The sequence below is a fragment of the uncultured Cohaesibacter sp. genome (assembly GCF_963556055.3).
Classification (GTDB): Bacteria; Pseudomonadota; Alphaproteobacteria; order Rhizobiales; family Cohaesibacteraceae; genus Cohaesibacter.
Genome location: NZ_CAUVYE020000024.1, coordinates 105,860 through 119,388, shown reverse-complemented (window position 1 = coordinate 119,388; position 13,529 = coordinate 105,860). Strand labels below are relative to the sequence as shown.

Genomic DNA, 13,529 nt, shown 5'->3' with positions numbered 1-13,529 from the left:
GCCGAGCTATTTGGCAGCCATGCCACCTAGTCCCTTTTCTTCGATCCATGCGGTTGCAAGATCAGCGATCTGCTGGTTGTTGAGGTCAGAGAACAGGAAGTGGGTATTGCCATGAATCCCCTGTTCCGGCAGATGCACGAGCGTCGCATCCCCGCCGTGACGGTTGATGGCAGCCACCCAAAGACGCGCCATCACCAGACGAGTGCGCCAGTTGTCGAGACCGAAGTCATCGGTGGGGGCTTCCGGGATATTGTCGCCATAATAGATCACAATTGGGATCTCGGTAAGTTTGGCGAAATCCTCTGCGGACACAGGTTCGGGTTTCAATGTACCTGCAGACCCTGAGATCGGCTCTGGCATCTCGTTTTCCGGAAAGACATAACCACTACCCGGCTCGTAGGAAATGATGGCCTTCACATTGGCATTCTTGATTGCGGTCAGCCAGCCCGGACCACCGGCCTGAGAATGGGTGACAAGAATAGAAGGACCGATCTTGTCGACGAGGGCCGAAACTCCATCGCTGACAACCTCAGGATCAAAGGCACCGGTGTTGGGTGTAACCGAGCGGAGGAATTCGGCAAGCGTATCCTCGGAGGTATCAAACTGGACATTGTCAAAATAGTTCGGCCATTGCCCGATCCGAAACATGTCAAAGAACAACTGGTCAAATGCGGTGGGCTTGACTTCGGCTGTAACCGTACTGTTGCCGGCCTTACCGCGACGTGGCTGGTCAATGGTGTGCACGGCAAAATGACGACGGAGCATCAGCGTCTGGAAACCTTCGCGACCATCCGCAGTAGTCTCCCAGCTTTTACCCGACTGAAAGGCACCATGCCAGAGTACCAGCGGCAGCTCTCTAGGCGCTTCCGGCACCTGATAGAAGCTATAGGCATGATCACCATGGAAGGTTTGACCGGCTGAATTGAGAGGAGCCTTATTGTCGAAGGTGCCTGCTTCTGTGATCACGGTGCCACCAGCACTGAAACTGCCCTGATCAATGATCGTCAGCGGCTCGAAAGCCCAGACCGAAGAGGCCAGCGAAAAGCTGGCAGTTGCCGCAAGAAAGAGTGTTCCCAGCCTCATGGAGCATCCTTGTTTTGAGAGGTTCATGAAAGAAGTCTTGCAGAAACCCTAGCTCAAGTTGCCCAACCCGATTAGCTACATCTTCTCGATCAAGCTTATTAGCAAGATCGATGAATAAGAAATATATTATCGCCATTCATTCAATCTGCTTATGGTCGTTAGAAAGACAAGCTGGCTAATCAGGGATGCTCACCTCTCCTAAATTGAGCATAAGATCGCACAGGAGAGAGCGGAGCCACACCATGGTCCATTCAAAATCTGACTTCCGTACTGGCAAGCATTCGCTGAAGCGCCTTGCCGTCGCAATGACCTGTCTGACCATCGGGTTGGGTGAAGCCGCAGCACAACATTCCCCCACTGGGGATGTCATAAGTCAATCAACGGTTTCCGATGCGCCTCCGATCACTGTGCCTCTGACAGGCGAAAGCACGATCGGCGAACTGCTTGCCCATCCGGCTCTGCGCGCCTTTACCACCCATATATTGCCATGGGCCAACAGGAACTATCAGGAGGATATGCCGCTTACCCAGATCGCCCGGCTGCTGCCCTATCATAGTGCCGTCAACCTGGAGACCGTGCTTTCCGGTGTTAACCGTTTGATCGAACTGCATCAGCAAGGTGTCACCGTCTTCCATGAAATCTACTCAGAGGTAGAGCGAGCACGGCGGTCAGATCTTGATGAAGCGGGGCTGTTCTTCTTTCCCGGCAAACCCGGTGCTCCCTTTGCGGTCATCGCTCCTGGCGGCGGCTTTTCCTATGTGGGTTCAGTGCATGAAGGCTTCCCCTATGCAATGGTGTTGGCGGATCTGGGCTTCAACGCCTTCGTTGTAACCTATCGAACCGGGCAAGGCGGAATTTCTGCGACGGAAGATATGGCCCGCGCGGTGGACTATATCCTGGCCAATGCAGACATCCTCAAAGTAAGCCGCGAAGGTTATTCAGTTTGGGGTAGCTCTGCCGGCGCCCGAATGGCGGCGTATCTCGGAAGCCACGGTCCCTCTGCCTTTGGGGCCAACACCACAAAGCGCCCCAGCACCGTTGTCATGGCATACACCTCCCATAGCGACATCGGCGAGACAGAACCGCCAACCTACGTGATTGTCGGTGAGCGTGACGGCATAGCCCCGCCCTCAAGCATGCTGCCACGCGTCAACGCACTTAAGCAACTCGGCACGGACGTGGCCTTTCGCGTTGTCCCCGACATAGGCCATGGCTTTGGAGCCGGAACGGGCACCGCGGCAGAAGGCTGGATCCAAGAAGCAGCCTCATTCTGGAGGGAGCACCTTCCTAAAAATAGGCTGAGCCCTTTTCCTGCTCTTCCAAATAAAGGCACAAGCAATTGAACGGTACAAAAGGGATCAATCGCCGGAGCGCCTTCTTCCAACTTCTAGGAACGACGCTTGGGTTGGGAGTGGCAACACATAGCGTTGCTCAGGCTGAGCAATTTTGGACAGGCAACGGTTCCTCATCAACGCTCGTCGCCTTTCTGAGCCGAAGCGGCAACACTCGGATGATCGCGGAGACGCTCGCCAGACAAATGTCTGCGGACCTGTTCGAAATCAGGACGTCAGAACCCTATCCCGACGACTATCAGGCCCATGTGCGGCTTGCCCGCCAACAACAGGAAACGGGCGAACTGCCTGCTCTTTCTGGTGGCGTGCCGGGTCTTGAAGGCTACCAATCAGTTGTTCTGGCGTTCCCAGTTTGGGGGCAGGATATACCGGCACCGGTTCGCAGCTTTCTCGCAGGCAGGGACATGGGCAACCGAAACCTTTTTCCTTGCATCACACACGGTGGTTACGGACCAGGCCGCAGTCTCGAAACTCTGGGGCAATTGGTTCCTGACGCCCAGATCAAAGCTGCCTTCATCAAGCAATGTGATTCCGAGCGAGAAACCCTCGGTCTGCTGGCTGATTGGACTGCCACAGTGATGCCCTCCTGAGCCATTCATACATCAGACAGATAAGGCCAATCTTCGAAAGTTCGGTAATCACGAGCCAAATCTGCAGCTACCCAGCGAATGGAGCTGGGTGGGAAGCTCAATCAGAAGCTTTCGAAATAGACGACGAACCTCACCGGAGACAATAGGCCTTGCAAGCATAGTTGTCTCTGTACTTCCTCAGCATAGAAATGGAGATTTCCCATGCAGAAAGACGAAGGCAAAGTCACCAAAAGCCCAATCGCGCGCCGTAGCCTACTCGCTGCAGCAGGTGGACTGGCGCTGACACCTCTGGCCGGTGCTTTGGTCAGCAATGTCAACGCCCAGACAACCAAAGAACAGCAGCCAACGGTCAAAGGCCGCAGAATGCTCGGCTCTCTGGAGGTGTCCGCCATCGGAATGGGGGTGCAGAATATGCATCGCGCCTATCCGACCACCATTCCCAACCGTTCAGAAATGCTCAACATCATTCGCACCGCCTTTGATCACGGCGTCACCTTCTTTGACACGGCCGAAGCCTATGGACCGCATGAATGTGAACGCATTCTTGGAGAAGCAATTTCGTCCTTCCGGGATCAGGTCGTCATCACATCCAAATTCGGTTTTGACGTCGATTTCGAAACGGGTGAACGCCGCGGCGGACGGAACAGCAAACCAGACCATATCAAGCTGGCGGTTGAGGGCATGCTCAAGCGCCTGAAAACGGATCGCATTGACTTGCTCTACCAGCACCGCGTCGACCCTGAAGTCCCCATTGAGGATGTCGCTGGCGCAGTGAAGGATCTCATGGACGAGGGCAAGGTTCTGCATTGGGGCATGTCTGAGATGGGCCTCAAGACCTTGCGTCGCGCCCACGCTGTGCTTCCCCTGACAGCGGTGCAGAGCGAATATTCCATGGTTTGGCGTGGACCTGAGCAGGAGGTTCTGGCGACGTGCGAGGAACTGGGTATTGGGTTCGTTCCGTGGAGCCCACTGGGCGTGGGCTTCCTGTGTGGTGCCATTGATGAGAGAACACGGTTTGCAGAAGGGGACTTCCGCGGTCTTACGAGCCGGTACCAGCCAGAGAACCTTCCCAATAATCTCGCGCTTGTTGATCTGGTCAAGAGCTGGGCAGAACGCAAAGGCGCGCAACCTGGACAGATTGCCCTTGCATGGCTAATGGGACAAAAGCCTTGGATCGTGCCGATTCCGGGCACAACACAGATGGCACATATGCGAGAGAATGTCGGCGCGACATCGGTTGAATTCACAAATGAAGAACTGGCAGAACTCAATACAGCGGTTCGGGCAATCGAAATCAAGGGCGCTCGCCTGCCTGATGCCGTTCAAGCCATGTCCGGCGTTGAGGCCCCGGAAAAGAGTTAAACCGTAAGCGACGAAGCCTTCCAGAAGAAGGCAGAGGAGTGTCCGGTTTATGCCCCATCTCAGTTTTGCAGCAATTCGAACAAAGCAAACTGAGGTGGGGCCTCATCTTCTAAGCCAGGAACGGACGATTGGAGTTCAAACTCTCCTTTGTTCGAATATGAGACTCAATCAGCTTTCAGACATCTTTGACTTTATACGTGATGGCGGTCTCCTCTCGTCTGGCGGTTAGGCTGGCACAGGATTTTTAGAGATCAACGGTTCACCAATAAACTCTCCCCCGGCGCACTGCGCAAACAGGCTGGATAACGCCCGCCGCACGGATGCGGCAGGCATTATTGCTTCAGCTTACTGACCAGATGCCTGAGCGGCGGAGAAGCTGTAGTGCGTGAATTTCCATTCCTCACCATTCTGGCGGGCGAGCAGAAACAGCTCCTTGAAGGCAGCAGGCGCTGCAGGTTGATCAGAGCCATTCACTTTAACGGTTCCGTTCGAATGACTGCGCAACAGGGCAGCGTCTGGTCCCAGAAGCTTCACCTCATCAATGGTGAATGCGAGCTTCAGGGCAATTGCCTTGAATGTTCCGTCATAGGAGGCTGCAACGGCCTTGCTGCCGACCGCAGCGGGAAAGTCCGGCGCCATTTGCACGCCGTCAGCGGTGTAAAGGTCAACAATCGCCGCCGTATCAGCAGCGTTGAGAGCTTTTTCGTAAGAGGCCAGAACATCCCGGATGGCGGCCTTGTCAGATGCTTCATCAGCGAATGCACCTGCGCCGGAAGAAAGAAGCAGAAGGGCCGGTATCGCGGCTTTGAGAATGAATTTCATGGTCTTTCCTTTCGTCCATTCAGGATGCAGATGGCGCGATCCATGCCGGCGCGACCGTCGGGCCACGCCCAAGGAAGAACCCGAAATGGATATTCATTTCGCCAATAGGCTCAAGAAAGCGGGCATTGGAAAGCGGACCGGCATCAACCGGTTCGAAACCGATGGAGCGCGCCAGCTCGGTGACGGTCTGTTTTGCGCCATCCTCATCGGACGCGACGAAGACCTGCAGGGCCGCATTGGAACGCGCCTCTGAAGGCAACAAAGCGGCAAAGATGGTGTTGAAGGCCTTGCCACAGAGGCAGACGGGATGAGCTTCTGAATCTCTTCTGCCGCCGAGCTGGTATGCCCCACGGTCAGTCCCTTGAAGTCTTCTGTGATCGGATTGGTGATGTCAATTACCACCTTGCCGGTCAGGTCCCCGGCCGCTTTCAGTACAGCTGGCACAGCACCATATGGCAAGGCCAGAATGATGATATCGGCTGACTGGCTGGCAGCAGCGATGCCGCCACCATTCGCCGAAGAACCAACAGCTTCAGTAGCGCTGACCGCTTTGGCAATATCCCGCACTCCAATCGTGACCTCGTGCCCCGCTGTAGCGATAAGACTTGCGAGACCAGACCCCATGCTGCCTGCACCCAAAATAGCAACTTGCATATTCGTTTCCTTTCTTAGTTTTGGCTCTGAATGTGAAACGACGTTGCACTGAAAACAAATTTCGATAAATATCTTGATTTGAGATAGATAAAAAACGGATAGTTTATAATGGACCGTTTGACCAGCATGGCTGCCTTCGTTCGTGCCGTGGAACTGGGTTCCTTTTCTGCTGCTGCCGATGCAATGGATATGTCGCCCCAACTTCTTGGCCGTCATTTTCAATCGCTGGAGCAGTCGCTGGGAGTGAGATTGCTCAACCGGACAACGCGGCGTCAGCATCTGACCGATGTTAGTCGCGATTTCTATGAGCGAGTCAAAATCATTCTGAGCGAAGTGGAAGCCGCCAATGCCCTGGCCGAGGAAACCCGTGCCATTCCGCGTGGCCGCTTGCGACTTAGTTGTCCGGTTTCTTTCGGCATTCACAGGCTTGCGCCAGCCCTATCTGACTATCTGCATCAATTTCCCGAAGTCGATATCGATCTGTCGATGTCCAATCGCTATGTCGATCTGATCGAGGAAGGATTTGATCTGGTCTTTCGGGTCGGTGAGCTGACGGACAGCAGCCTCATAGCCCGTGCACTTTCCCCTTACAGGCTGACCCTTTGCGCAGCGCCGTCTTATCTGGCCCGTTGTACCCCGATCAACCAGCCTGAGGATCTGATCCAGCATGATTGCCTTGGCTTTTCCTATTCCAGCCTCAGGACACATTGGACCTTTTCTGCCGTCGACAAGGCCGTTACCGTCCCTGTCTCCAGCCGGGTGATGATGGACAGCGGCGAAGCGCTGCTCCCGCTCTGTCTTGCCGGGCTTGGCGTGATGCTGCAGCCTACTGAATTGGTGGAAAAGGACATCGCGAACGGCAAACTTGTTCAGTTGCTGCCCGACTATCCGATACCAACACGCCCCATGCATCTGGTCTTTGCCCCTGACCGGAGAATGACCCCGAAATTACGCAGCTTTATCGACTTTGCAGTGGAACTATTTGGCGGCAATGGGCACGAGTGAAGCGACTTCGACTGTCGAAACCATATTACATGCCAACGCGATGACATTTCTTGTTCTTCTTCCCGCTTCCGCATGGGCACAGATCATTTGGCTTGGTGTATCTTGGCAAGAGTTTCCTTATTGCCTCTACCTGCGCATATTGAAGGTCTTCCATCTCTTCAGCCAGCGCATTCATAATTCTCCCAGAAAAATCTTTCAAAATGAACTCGACATATTTTGCTGACATATCCGCCTTAGTCGCTTTGCGGAGAGACCTATCACCAGTAAGCAACAGGCCATCTTCAACATACTACAACGTCGTCAAGAAAATGCAGTCGGGGATAGAGAGCGCGCAATACTTGCTATCAAAAGCCATCGCCTGTTCGAGAGCCTCTCTTGGAAAATCGAGAATTTCCACTCCAGAAGCCCAAAGCCTTTCTTTGCCCTCATCAGAAAAAACACCCAACGACGGATCTTTGAATTACTTTCCATCAATATCACCTGCTCTTTCCTCCGCACTTGGTGTGCGGGGATCGTCAGATACAGGTGGGTCTATTTTACACGCCGATTCACACTATTGACAGTCAGGCCAAATCCTTTCATCGTTATAAATAGAGATGTTTAGGGCTTTGATTAATATTGAAGGTTCATAAATGAAGAGAGATGAACTGGGCGATCTCATCGCCTTTCTGGCCGTTTGCGAAGAAAGAAGCTTCACCAAGGCTGCTGCACGACTTGGTACATCCCAATCCTCGCTCAGCCATACGGTTAAGAGGCTGGAAGAGAGATTGGACTTACGTCTTCTGACGCGCACAACTCGCAATGTTTCGCCCACGGAAGTAGGCGAACAACTGGCGTCGACTCTGCGCCCTTCACTCGACAATATCGAGAATGAACTGCGAAGCCTCAGTGTCTTCCGCTCCCGACCAGCAGGGCTCGTCCGGCTGACCAGCTCTCGCAAGGCTGCACAGGATATTCTCTATCCCAAGCTTACCCCGATCATGAAGGAATATCCCGATATCCGCATCGAGATCTCGATTGATGCGAAATGGACGGACATTGTAGAAGAGCGTTTTGATGCCGGGGTAAGGCTGGGCGAGAGCGTAGAGAAGGACATGATCGCCGTGCGGATCGGCCCGGAACTGCGCATGTTGGTGGTTGGCACGCCAGACTATTTCGCAAAATACGGGCATCCGAAAACACCCCATGATCTGACGGAACATACATGCATCAATTTGCGCCTGCCGACGCTGGGCGGGCTCTACCCCTGGGAATTCGAAAAAGACGGCAAGCCGCTCAATGTGCGTGTCGAGGGGCAATTCACGTCCGATGATCCAGACATGATCATTCAGGCCTGCTGCGATGGCCATGGGCTGTGCTGCCTGACCGATCATCATGTTGAGCCCTACCTGAAAAGTGGCGAGCTTGTTGCCACGCTGGAAGACTGGAGCCCGCTCTTTCCCGGCTATTATCTCTATTATCCGTCACGGCGACAGGCCTCTTCGGCCTTTGCCATCGTGCTGGATGCCTTGCGCTGGAAGGTGCGATAATTGCTGACCTTGTAGCGCAGATGCACGGTCTGATGTGGTTTGGCTTCAACAGACAGGAGACTGAGCTTGAGGCTATCCTTCAGGCTCATCTTTCCTGTATCGAAGACATTGCGCGCGCCTTGTGCGCCATCGATAGCCGGCACCATGAGCAAGCTGATCTCGTCAATCAGGCCAGCCTTGAGAAACAGGCCATTGATGATCCCACCTCCTTCGACCATGACCCTTTTTGCGTCAAAATGGATTGCCAGTTGGTCTAGAAGCCAGGACGGATCAATATCTGCCTCGGGCGCAATGAGATAGGAGACGCCCCGCGCTGCCAGTTCTTTCAAATGAAAATCGCTGACCTCTGACCCAAGCACCATTAGCAGATGGTCACCATCGAGCATCCCATCCTTCCAATGCAGTTTACCTTTAGGGTCTAGTACGATGGCAAGGGATTCCTGAGCATTGTCAGCGATATGGATCGTGCGGGATGGTTTGGGCAGCACTTCGACTTCTTCATGGGAGATGATACCAGCTTCAGCATAGGGTTCCATCGTCATGCGACCGACGATATAACCCCTTGCCCCGAAGGTTTCCTGAAGCTTGAAATAGAGTTCGACCTGTTCATCCCGGTCGGCTCCCTCTGTCTGGCACCAGCGATCCACTTCAACATGGGCATCAAGACTGGTGATCATATGGCAAATGGTTTCGGGGCGCTGGCTCATGGCTCTGTTTTCTGATCTCAGGTTTTCAATCCAATGGCCGGATCATCATTCCGGATCCGGCCATTCTGATTCCGTTTTATTGATGCTTCAGCACTCAGGCGAGTGTGGACATGTCGATCACGAAGCGATAACGCACATCGTTCTTTTCAAGGCGTTCGAAGGCCTCGTTGATCTGATCGGCGTTGATCAGTTCGATGTCGGCGACGATGTCATGCTCGGCACAGAAGTTGAGCATTTCCTGCGTCTCCGCGATTCCGCCGATGTTGGAGCCGGAGAAGCTGCGTCGGCCTTTGACCACATTGAAAGCACCCACTTCCAGCGGCTCGGCAGGAAGGCCGACCAGCACCAGAGAGCCGTCGATGGCCAAGAGGTTGAGATAGGCGTTGACTTCATGCTTGGCCGAAACCGTGTCGATGATGATGTCGACCTTTGAGGCAAAGGCCTTCATCTGCTCCGGATCGGTCGACAACACAGCCTCATGAGCTCCGAGGCGTTTGGCGTCATCTACCTTGGCAGCCGAGGTGGCAAAGACCACCACATGCGCACCCATGGCCTTGGCGATCTTGATAGCGACATGGCCCAGACCACCGATGCCAACGATACCAACAGTTTTGCCTGCACCGGCGCCCCAATGCTTGAGTGGAGAGTAGACCGTGATACCTGCACAAAGCAGCGGCGCTGCGGCGGCAAGATCAAGACTTTCAGGCACATGCAGGGTATATTGCTCTTTGCAGACATAAGTCTGGGAGAAACCGCCATAGGTCATCCCGCCCATATATTTGTCCGGCGTGTTGAAGGACAGGGTCGTCCCCTCTTCCCCTTCGCAGAACTGCTCCAGATCATGACGGCAGGCCGGGCAATGGCCGCAGGAATCAACGATACAGCCAACAGCGGCAAGATCACCGACCTTGAAACTCTTGACGTCACTGCCGACAGCGGTCACGCGGCCGACGATTTCATGGCCTGGCACCATTGGGAAACTGCTGCCACCAAAATCATTGTGAACCTGATGCAGGTCTGAATGGCAGATGCCGCAGTAAAGGACTTGGAATTGGACATCGTCCGGCTGCAGATCGCGCCGGGCAATATCCATTACTTCCAAAGGTTTCCTGGCTTCTGTCGTACCGACAGCTTTGATGTGTGTGGGCATATTGGTCCTCTTTGAAATGCTTTGTTGTTGCGATCAGTCTTCAATCACGAAAGGGAAGGCCTTGCGATCGGAATGCTCCGGATCCGGGCCACCACGCTTGCCGGTGTCGAGCGCGTCGATGCTGGCAATGTCTTCAGCTGTCAGAGCAAAATCGAAAATATCGAAATTCTCCAGAATGCGGATCGGGTTGACCGATTTCGGGATGATCGAAATGCCAAGCACCAGATGCCAGCGCAGGATGATCTGGGCCGGGCTCTTGCCGTATTTTTTCGCCAGCGCCGCAATGGCTGGATGAGTGAGCGGGTCGTCCTCGGGCTTGGCATCCTCGCGCCAATAGCGTTGCACGCCACCAATGGGCGACCAGGCTTGTGTGAGAATATTGTGCTTCTTGTGGAAGTCGATCAGCGCTTTCTGCGTGAAGAAGGGATGCAGCTCGACCTGATTGACAGCGGGCACGATGTCGGTCTCTTCCATCAGACGCTCGATATGGGCCGGGCTGAAGTTGCTGACGCCAATGGCGCGGATGCGGCCATCGGCCATGAGTTTCTCTGCGGCCTTATAAGCACCAACAGTACGATCGAATTCAGCCGGGGAGGGCTGGTGCAGAAGATAAAGATCGAGTTGATCGAAGCCGAGTTTCTTCATCGAACGCTCGAAACCGTGCATCGCGCTGTCATAGCTGTAATCGCTGATCCAGAGTTTGGTCTGGATGAAAATATCGTCGCGGGCGACATCGCTTTCGCGGATGGCCTCTCCGACTTCGGTTTCATTGCGATAAGCAGCAGCGGTGTCGATCATGCGATAGCCGGCGTCAAGAGCCGCTTTCACTGCACCACCGGTGTCTTCGGGGCTGGAACGATAGACGCCAAGGCCAACGGCCGGCATCGTCACGCCATTGTTGAGAGTAATTGTAGGATTGAAACCTTGCATGGTTGTCTCCTGCTTTTGGGATTCATTCGAAAGTTTGTACGATCAGGCCTTGTGCACGCCAAAGCTCTCGCCAATGCCAAAACCCGGCACGGTGGCGCATTTGACAATCAGATCACCAACGCTCTTGCGCGAAACATAGGCTTTCGGGGTCTTGAAAGGCTCGCCCTTGACCGTGGTGCCATAGGAGATTTCATCACGGTTATTGAGCCATTCGGGACGAATGATCGTATAGTCAAGGTCAGATGCTTCAATTGCGAGTGCAGAGTCTCGATAAGGATTGAGCACACCGGAATAGCTTTGCCCTGGTACTTCGTCATAGATGCCATGGAGCTAATGAAAATTAGACGTTTGATCTTGGCATTGTGCATGGCCATGATGATGGTTCTGGCCTGCGCGGCCATGTTGCCAGAAAGATTGGCATAGACCACATCAACGCCATCCATTGCCGCTTCCAGCTTGACGCCATCCATGACATCGCCATCAATGATCGTGATACGGTCATTGTTGGCAAGCCCATCAAGACGGCGAGCGTTGCGAGCGAAAAGCACGAGTTCCAGATTGGTCGTCTCCAGAAACAGACCTGTGGTCACACGAGCGATCTGTCCCGCAGCGCCGAGAATGAGAATTTTTGTCATGAAACCTATCCTTGAAAAGGTGAGGCAAACGCGTCGGGTCGCCATGCGGGAGCGGCTTGCGTTCCCCTTGACGCAAAGATAGGCGCTTTTTATTCCATTGATTAGGCGCTGAATGTGGATTGAACTTATATCAGGAACTAATGAATTCAGGAGAACGTCGAACGGCGTCCATCAAACCATTCATGAAATTTGAGCATAAGCGCAAGTCATATTATGCAGCTTATCGCGCTCTGCATTTTTCCTCATATTGGCCGCGACAGGAGTTCCTCCAGCAATCTGGCCCTCCGCCCGCAATCCAGCCAAATGATGAAAGTCCATGACCATAGACACCAATCAACAAGATCGAACCCATTCGACATATGCCCATATCGTCTTCATCATCATTCTAAGTGCGTTGATGGCATTCACTTCGCTGTCGACGGATATTTATCTGCCCGCTATGCCGATGATGGCGAAAGAGCTGAATGGTAACGCAGAACTGACCGTTACCGGCTTCCTGATTGGTTTTGCCATTGCTCAGCTCATTTGGGGGCCGATCAGCGACTCGATCGGACGCAGAAAGCCGCTGTTCATTGGCATGCTGGTCTTTGTGATTGGCTCAGTTGGCTGCGCTTTGGCGCAGTCTATGGAGCAAATCATCTTCTGGCGGGTCTTTCAGGCCTTCGGCGCCTGTACCGGACCGATGTTGTCCAGGGCCATGATCCGCGATCTTTATTCACGAACACAGGCGGCGCAAATGCTTTCAACGCTCGTAATGGTGATGGCGGTTGCTCCCATCATCGGGCCGCTTCTGGGTGGGCAGATCATTCACTTCAGCACGTGGCACACCATTTTCTGGCTGCTCGCTGGCATTGGATTGCTCATGTTCCTGTCGATTTTCAAATTGCCGGAAACCCTGTCAAAAGAGAATGCTGCGTCCTCTTCCCTTTTCTCGGCCTTGCGCAACTATGCGACCCTGATGAAGAACCGGGAATTCATGCGCTACACCCTTTGCGTCACATTCTATTATGTCGCCGCCTACGGCTTCATCATCGGCTCTCCCTTTGTCTATATCAATTATTTTGGCGTGAACTATCAATATTACGGCTATCTGTTTGGCTTGAACGTCGTCGGCGTGATGGTTGTCAGCTACTTCAACCGTTTCCTTCTGTCGTGCTATTCCATGGATTTGCTTCTCAAGCTTTCGACATCGGCGGCGTTTCTGGCCATCATGGCACTTGCCCTTGCTGTCTACTCTGGCGCTGCCAGTTTGATGTTCGTCATCGTCACGGTGTTTGTTTTCTTCTCGCTCAACGGGATCATTGCGGCGACGGCAACGGCTGCTGCGTTGGACGAAGTGAAAACAGCGGGCTCGGCCTCCGCCCTTATTGGCTCGCTTCAATATGGCAGCGGCATCATTTCGTCGCTTCTACTTACGATCTTTCGCGACGGCACGCCTTGGCCCATGGCCTGGATCATGGCCCTGTTCACCTTTGCTTGCATGGCAACGGTGCTGTTCAAAAGCCAGCACCACTCCTGATCATTCTGCGAACAACTGGCATTTCGTCATTCATGAATTTGGCACATTAGCTTAATTCGTACAGAGTGGCTAATCTCTCCGGTCGGGTTGCTCTAATCTCTCAATGAGCTGTTAGGCATTGAAAAGTCTGCCCATTCGTACTTTCCCCTAGCAAGCAAGAGCCATACAGCACGACAACAGACCCTCCAAAG

13 protein-coding genes and 1 pseudogene are annotated in these 13,529 nt (G+C 53.7%); 6 read left to right on the top strand and 8 right to left on the bottom strand.

Annotated elements, in window-relative coordinates:
* Positions 1 to 6: 6 nt before the first annotated feature.
* On the bottom strand, positions 7 to 1,083 hold the full coding sequence (locus ACHZB8_RS16885) for an alpha/beta fold hydrolase (RefSeq protein WP_316862033.1): 1,077 nt from the start codon (positions 1,081 to 1,083) through the stop codon (positions 7 to 9).
* Between the two features lie 242 nt (positions 1,084 to 1,325).
* Here ACHZB8_RS16885 and ACHZB8_RS16880 point away from each other — a divergent pair, with 242 nt between their 5' ends.
* The 3 genes from ACHZB8_RS16880 to ACHZB8_RS16870 all read left to right on the top strand — a co-directional run bounded on the left by ACHZB8_RS16880 (position 1,326) and on the right by ACHZB8_RS16870 (position 4,387).
* Positions 1,326 to 2,426: an alpha/beta hydrolase gene (locus ACHZB8_RS16880; protein WP_316862031.1), complete on the top strand. Its 1,101-nt coding sequence runs from the start codon at positions 1,326 to 1,328 to the stop codon at positions 2,424 to 2,426.
* The gene (locus tag ACHZB8_RS16875; RefSeq protein WP_316862029.1) at positions 2,423 to 3,025 is read left to right on the top strand and encodes a flavodoxin; all 603 of its coding nucleotides are present in this window, start codon (positions 2,423 to 2,425) and stop codon (positions 3,023 to 3,025) included. The genes ACHZB8_RS16880 and ACHZB8_RS16875 overlap by 4 nt, the downstream gene beginning before the upstream one ends.
* Before the next feature lie 363 nt (positions 3,026 to 3,388).
* Positions 3,389 to 4,387, top strand: coding sequence for an aldo/keto reductase (locus tag ACHZB8_RS16870; RefSeq protein ID WP_394706215.1), 999 nt, complete (start codon positions 3,389 to 3,391; stop codon positions 4,385 to 4,387).
* Between the two features lie 345 nt (positions 4,388 to 4,732).
* Here the strand turns inward: ACHZB8_RS16870 and ACHZB8_RS16865 are convergent, their stop codons facing one another.
* Positions 4,733 to 5,209, bottom strand: a complete 477-nt coding sequence (locus ACHZB8_RS16865) for an SgcJ/EcaC family oxidoreductase (protein WP_316862026.1) — start codon at positions 5,207 to 5,209, stop codon at positions 4,733 to 4,735.
* Between the two features lie 93 nt (positions 5,210 to 5,302).
* A complete protein-coding gene (locus ACHZB8_RS16860) occupies positions 5,303 to 5,863 on the bottom strand; it encodes an NAD(P)-binding domain-containing protein (protein ID WP_316862024.1) in 561 nt (186 codons plus the stop codon).
* A 108-nt stretch (positions 5,864 to 5,971) separates the two neighbouring features.
* Between ACHZB8_RS16860 and ACHZB8_RS16855 the strand changes: the two genes are divergently transcribed.
* The gene (locus tag ACHZB8_RS16855) at positions 5,972 to 6,868 is read left to right on the top strand and encodes a LysR family transcriptional regulator (protein WP_316862022.1); all 897 of its coding nucleotides are present in this window, start codon (positions 5,972 to 5,974) and stop codon (positions 6,866 to 6,868) included.
* A gap of 25 nt (positions 6,869 to 6,893) precedes the next feature.
* Here the strand turns inward: ACHZB8_RS16855 and ACHZB8_RS16850 are convergent, their stop codons facing one another.
* On the bottom strand, positions 6,894 to 7,022 hold the full coding sequence (locus tag ACHZB8_RS16850) for an SEC-C metal-binding domain-containing protein (protein ID WP_394706214.1): 129 nt from the start codon (positions 7,020 to 7,022) through the stop codon (positions 6,894 to 6,896).
* 478 nt (positions 7,023 to 7,500) lie between these two features.
* Here ACHZB8_RS16850 and ACHZB8_RS16845 point away from each other — a divergent pair, with 478 nt between their 5' ends.
* On the top strand, positions 7,501 to 8,397 hold the full coding sequence (locus tag ACHZB8_RS16845; protein ID WP_316862020.1) for a LysR family transcriptional regulator: 897 nt from the start codon (positions 7,501 to 7,503) through the stop codon (positions 8,395 to 8,397).
* Here the strand turns inward: ACHZB8_RS16845 and ACHZB8_RS16840 are convergent.
* The 4 genes and pseudogenes from ACHZB8_RS16840 to ACHZB8_RS16825 form a co-directional block, all read right to left on the bottom strand.
* Positions 8,325 to 9,104, bottom strand: a complete 780-nt coding sequence (locus ACHZB8_RS16840) for a dihydrofolate reductase family protein (RefSeq protein ID WP_316862018.1) — start codon at positions 9,102 to 9,104, stop codon at positions 8,325 to 8,327. The two genes, ACHZB8_RS16845 and ACHZB8_RS16840, sit on opposite strands and share 73 nt — an antisense overlap.
* 94 nt (positions 9,105 to 9,198) lie before the next feature.
* Positions 9,199 to 10,254 carry an NAD(P)-dependent alcohol dehydrogenase gene (locus ACHZB8_RS16835; protein ID WP_316862016.1) on the bottom strand — a complete coding sequence of 352 codons (1,056 nt, stop codon included), beginning with the start codon at positions 10,252 to 10,254 and terminating at the stop codon, positions 9,199 to 9,201.
* Between the two features lie 33 nt (positions 10,255 to 10,287).
* Positions 10,288 to 11,184: an aldo/keto reductase gene (locus ACHZB8_RS16830; RefSeq protein WP_316862015.1), complete on the bottom strand. Its 897-nt coding sequence runs from the start codon at positions 11,182 to 11,184 to the stop codon at positions 10,288 to 10,290.
* A 42-nt stretch (positions 11,185 to 11,226) separates the two neighbouring features.
* A pseudogene (locus ACHZB8_RS16825) lies at positions 11,227 to 11,819 on the bottom strand (NAD(P)H-binding protein).
* 316 nt (positions 11,820 to 12,135) lie between these two features.
* On the opposite strand from ACHZB8_RS16825, the gene ACHZB8_RS16820 reads away from it, so the two are divergent.
* The gene (locus ACHZB8_RS16820; RefSeq protein ID WP_316862012.1) at positions 12,136 to 13,338 is read left to right on the top strand and encodes a multidrug effflux MFS transporter; all 1,203 of its coding nucleotides are present in this window, start codon (positions 12,136 to 12,138) and stop codon (positions 13,336 to 13,338) included.
* The last annotated feature ends 191 nt before the right edge of the window (positions 13,339 to 13,529 follow it).

Bases quoted from the DNA above. Each gene is read 5' to 3' on its own strand.
- ACHZB8_RS16885 (WP_316862033.1), bottom strand. From the start codon at position 1,083: ATGAGGCTGGGAACACTCTTTCTTGCGGCAACTGCCAGCTTTTCGCTG.
- ACHZB8_RS16840 (WP_316862018.1), bottom strand. From the start codon at position 9,104: ATGAGCCAGCGCCCCGAAACCATTTGCCATATGATCACCAGTCTTGAT.
- ACHZB8_RS16835 (WP_316862016.1), bottom strand. From the start codon at position 10,254: ATGCCCACACACATCAAAGCTGTCGGTACGACAGAAGCCAGGAAACCT.
- ACHZB8_RS16850 (WP_394706214.1), bottom strand. From the start codon at position 7,022: ATGGAAGACCTTCAATATGCGCAGGTAGAGGCAATAAGGAAACTCTTG.
- ACHZB8_RS16820 (WP_316862012.1), top strand. From the start codon at position 12,136: ATGACCATAGACACCAATCAACAAGATCGAACCCATTCGACATATGCC.
- ACHZB8_RS16845 (WP_316862020.1), top strand. From the start codon at position 7,501: ATGAAGAGAGATGAACTGGGCGATCTCATCGCCTTTCTGGCCGTTTGC.
- ACHZB8_RS16860 (WP_316862024.1), bottom strand. From the start codon at position 5,863: ATGCAAGTTGCTATTTTGGGTGCAGGCAGCATGGGGTCTGGTCTCGCA.
- ACHZB8_RS16870 (WP_394706215.1), top strand. From the start codon at position 3,389: ATGCTCGGCTCTCTGGAGGTGTCCGCCATCGGAATGGGGGTGCAGAAT.
- ACHZB8_RS16880 (WP_316862031.1), top strand. From the start codon at position 1,326: ATGGTCCATTCAAAATCTGACTTCCGTACTGGCAAGCATTCGCTGAAG.
- ACHZB8_RS16855 (WP_316862022.1), top strand. From the start codon at position 5,972: ATGGACCGTTTGACCAGCATGGCTGCCTTCGTTCGTGCCGTGGAACTG.
- ACHZB8_RS16865 (WP_316862026.1), bottom strand. From the start codon at position 5,209: ATGAAATTCATTCTCAAAGCCGCGATACCGGCCCTTCTGCTTCTTTCT.
- ACHZB8_RS16830 (WP_316862015.1), bottom strand. From the start codon at position 11,184: ATGCAAGGTTTCAATCCTACAATTACTCTCAACAATGGCGTGACGATG.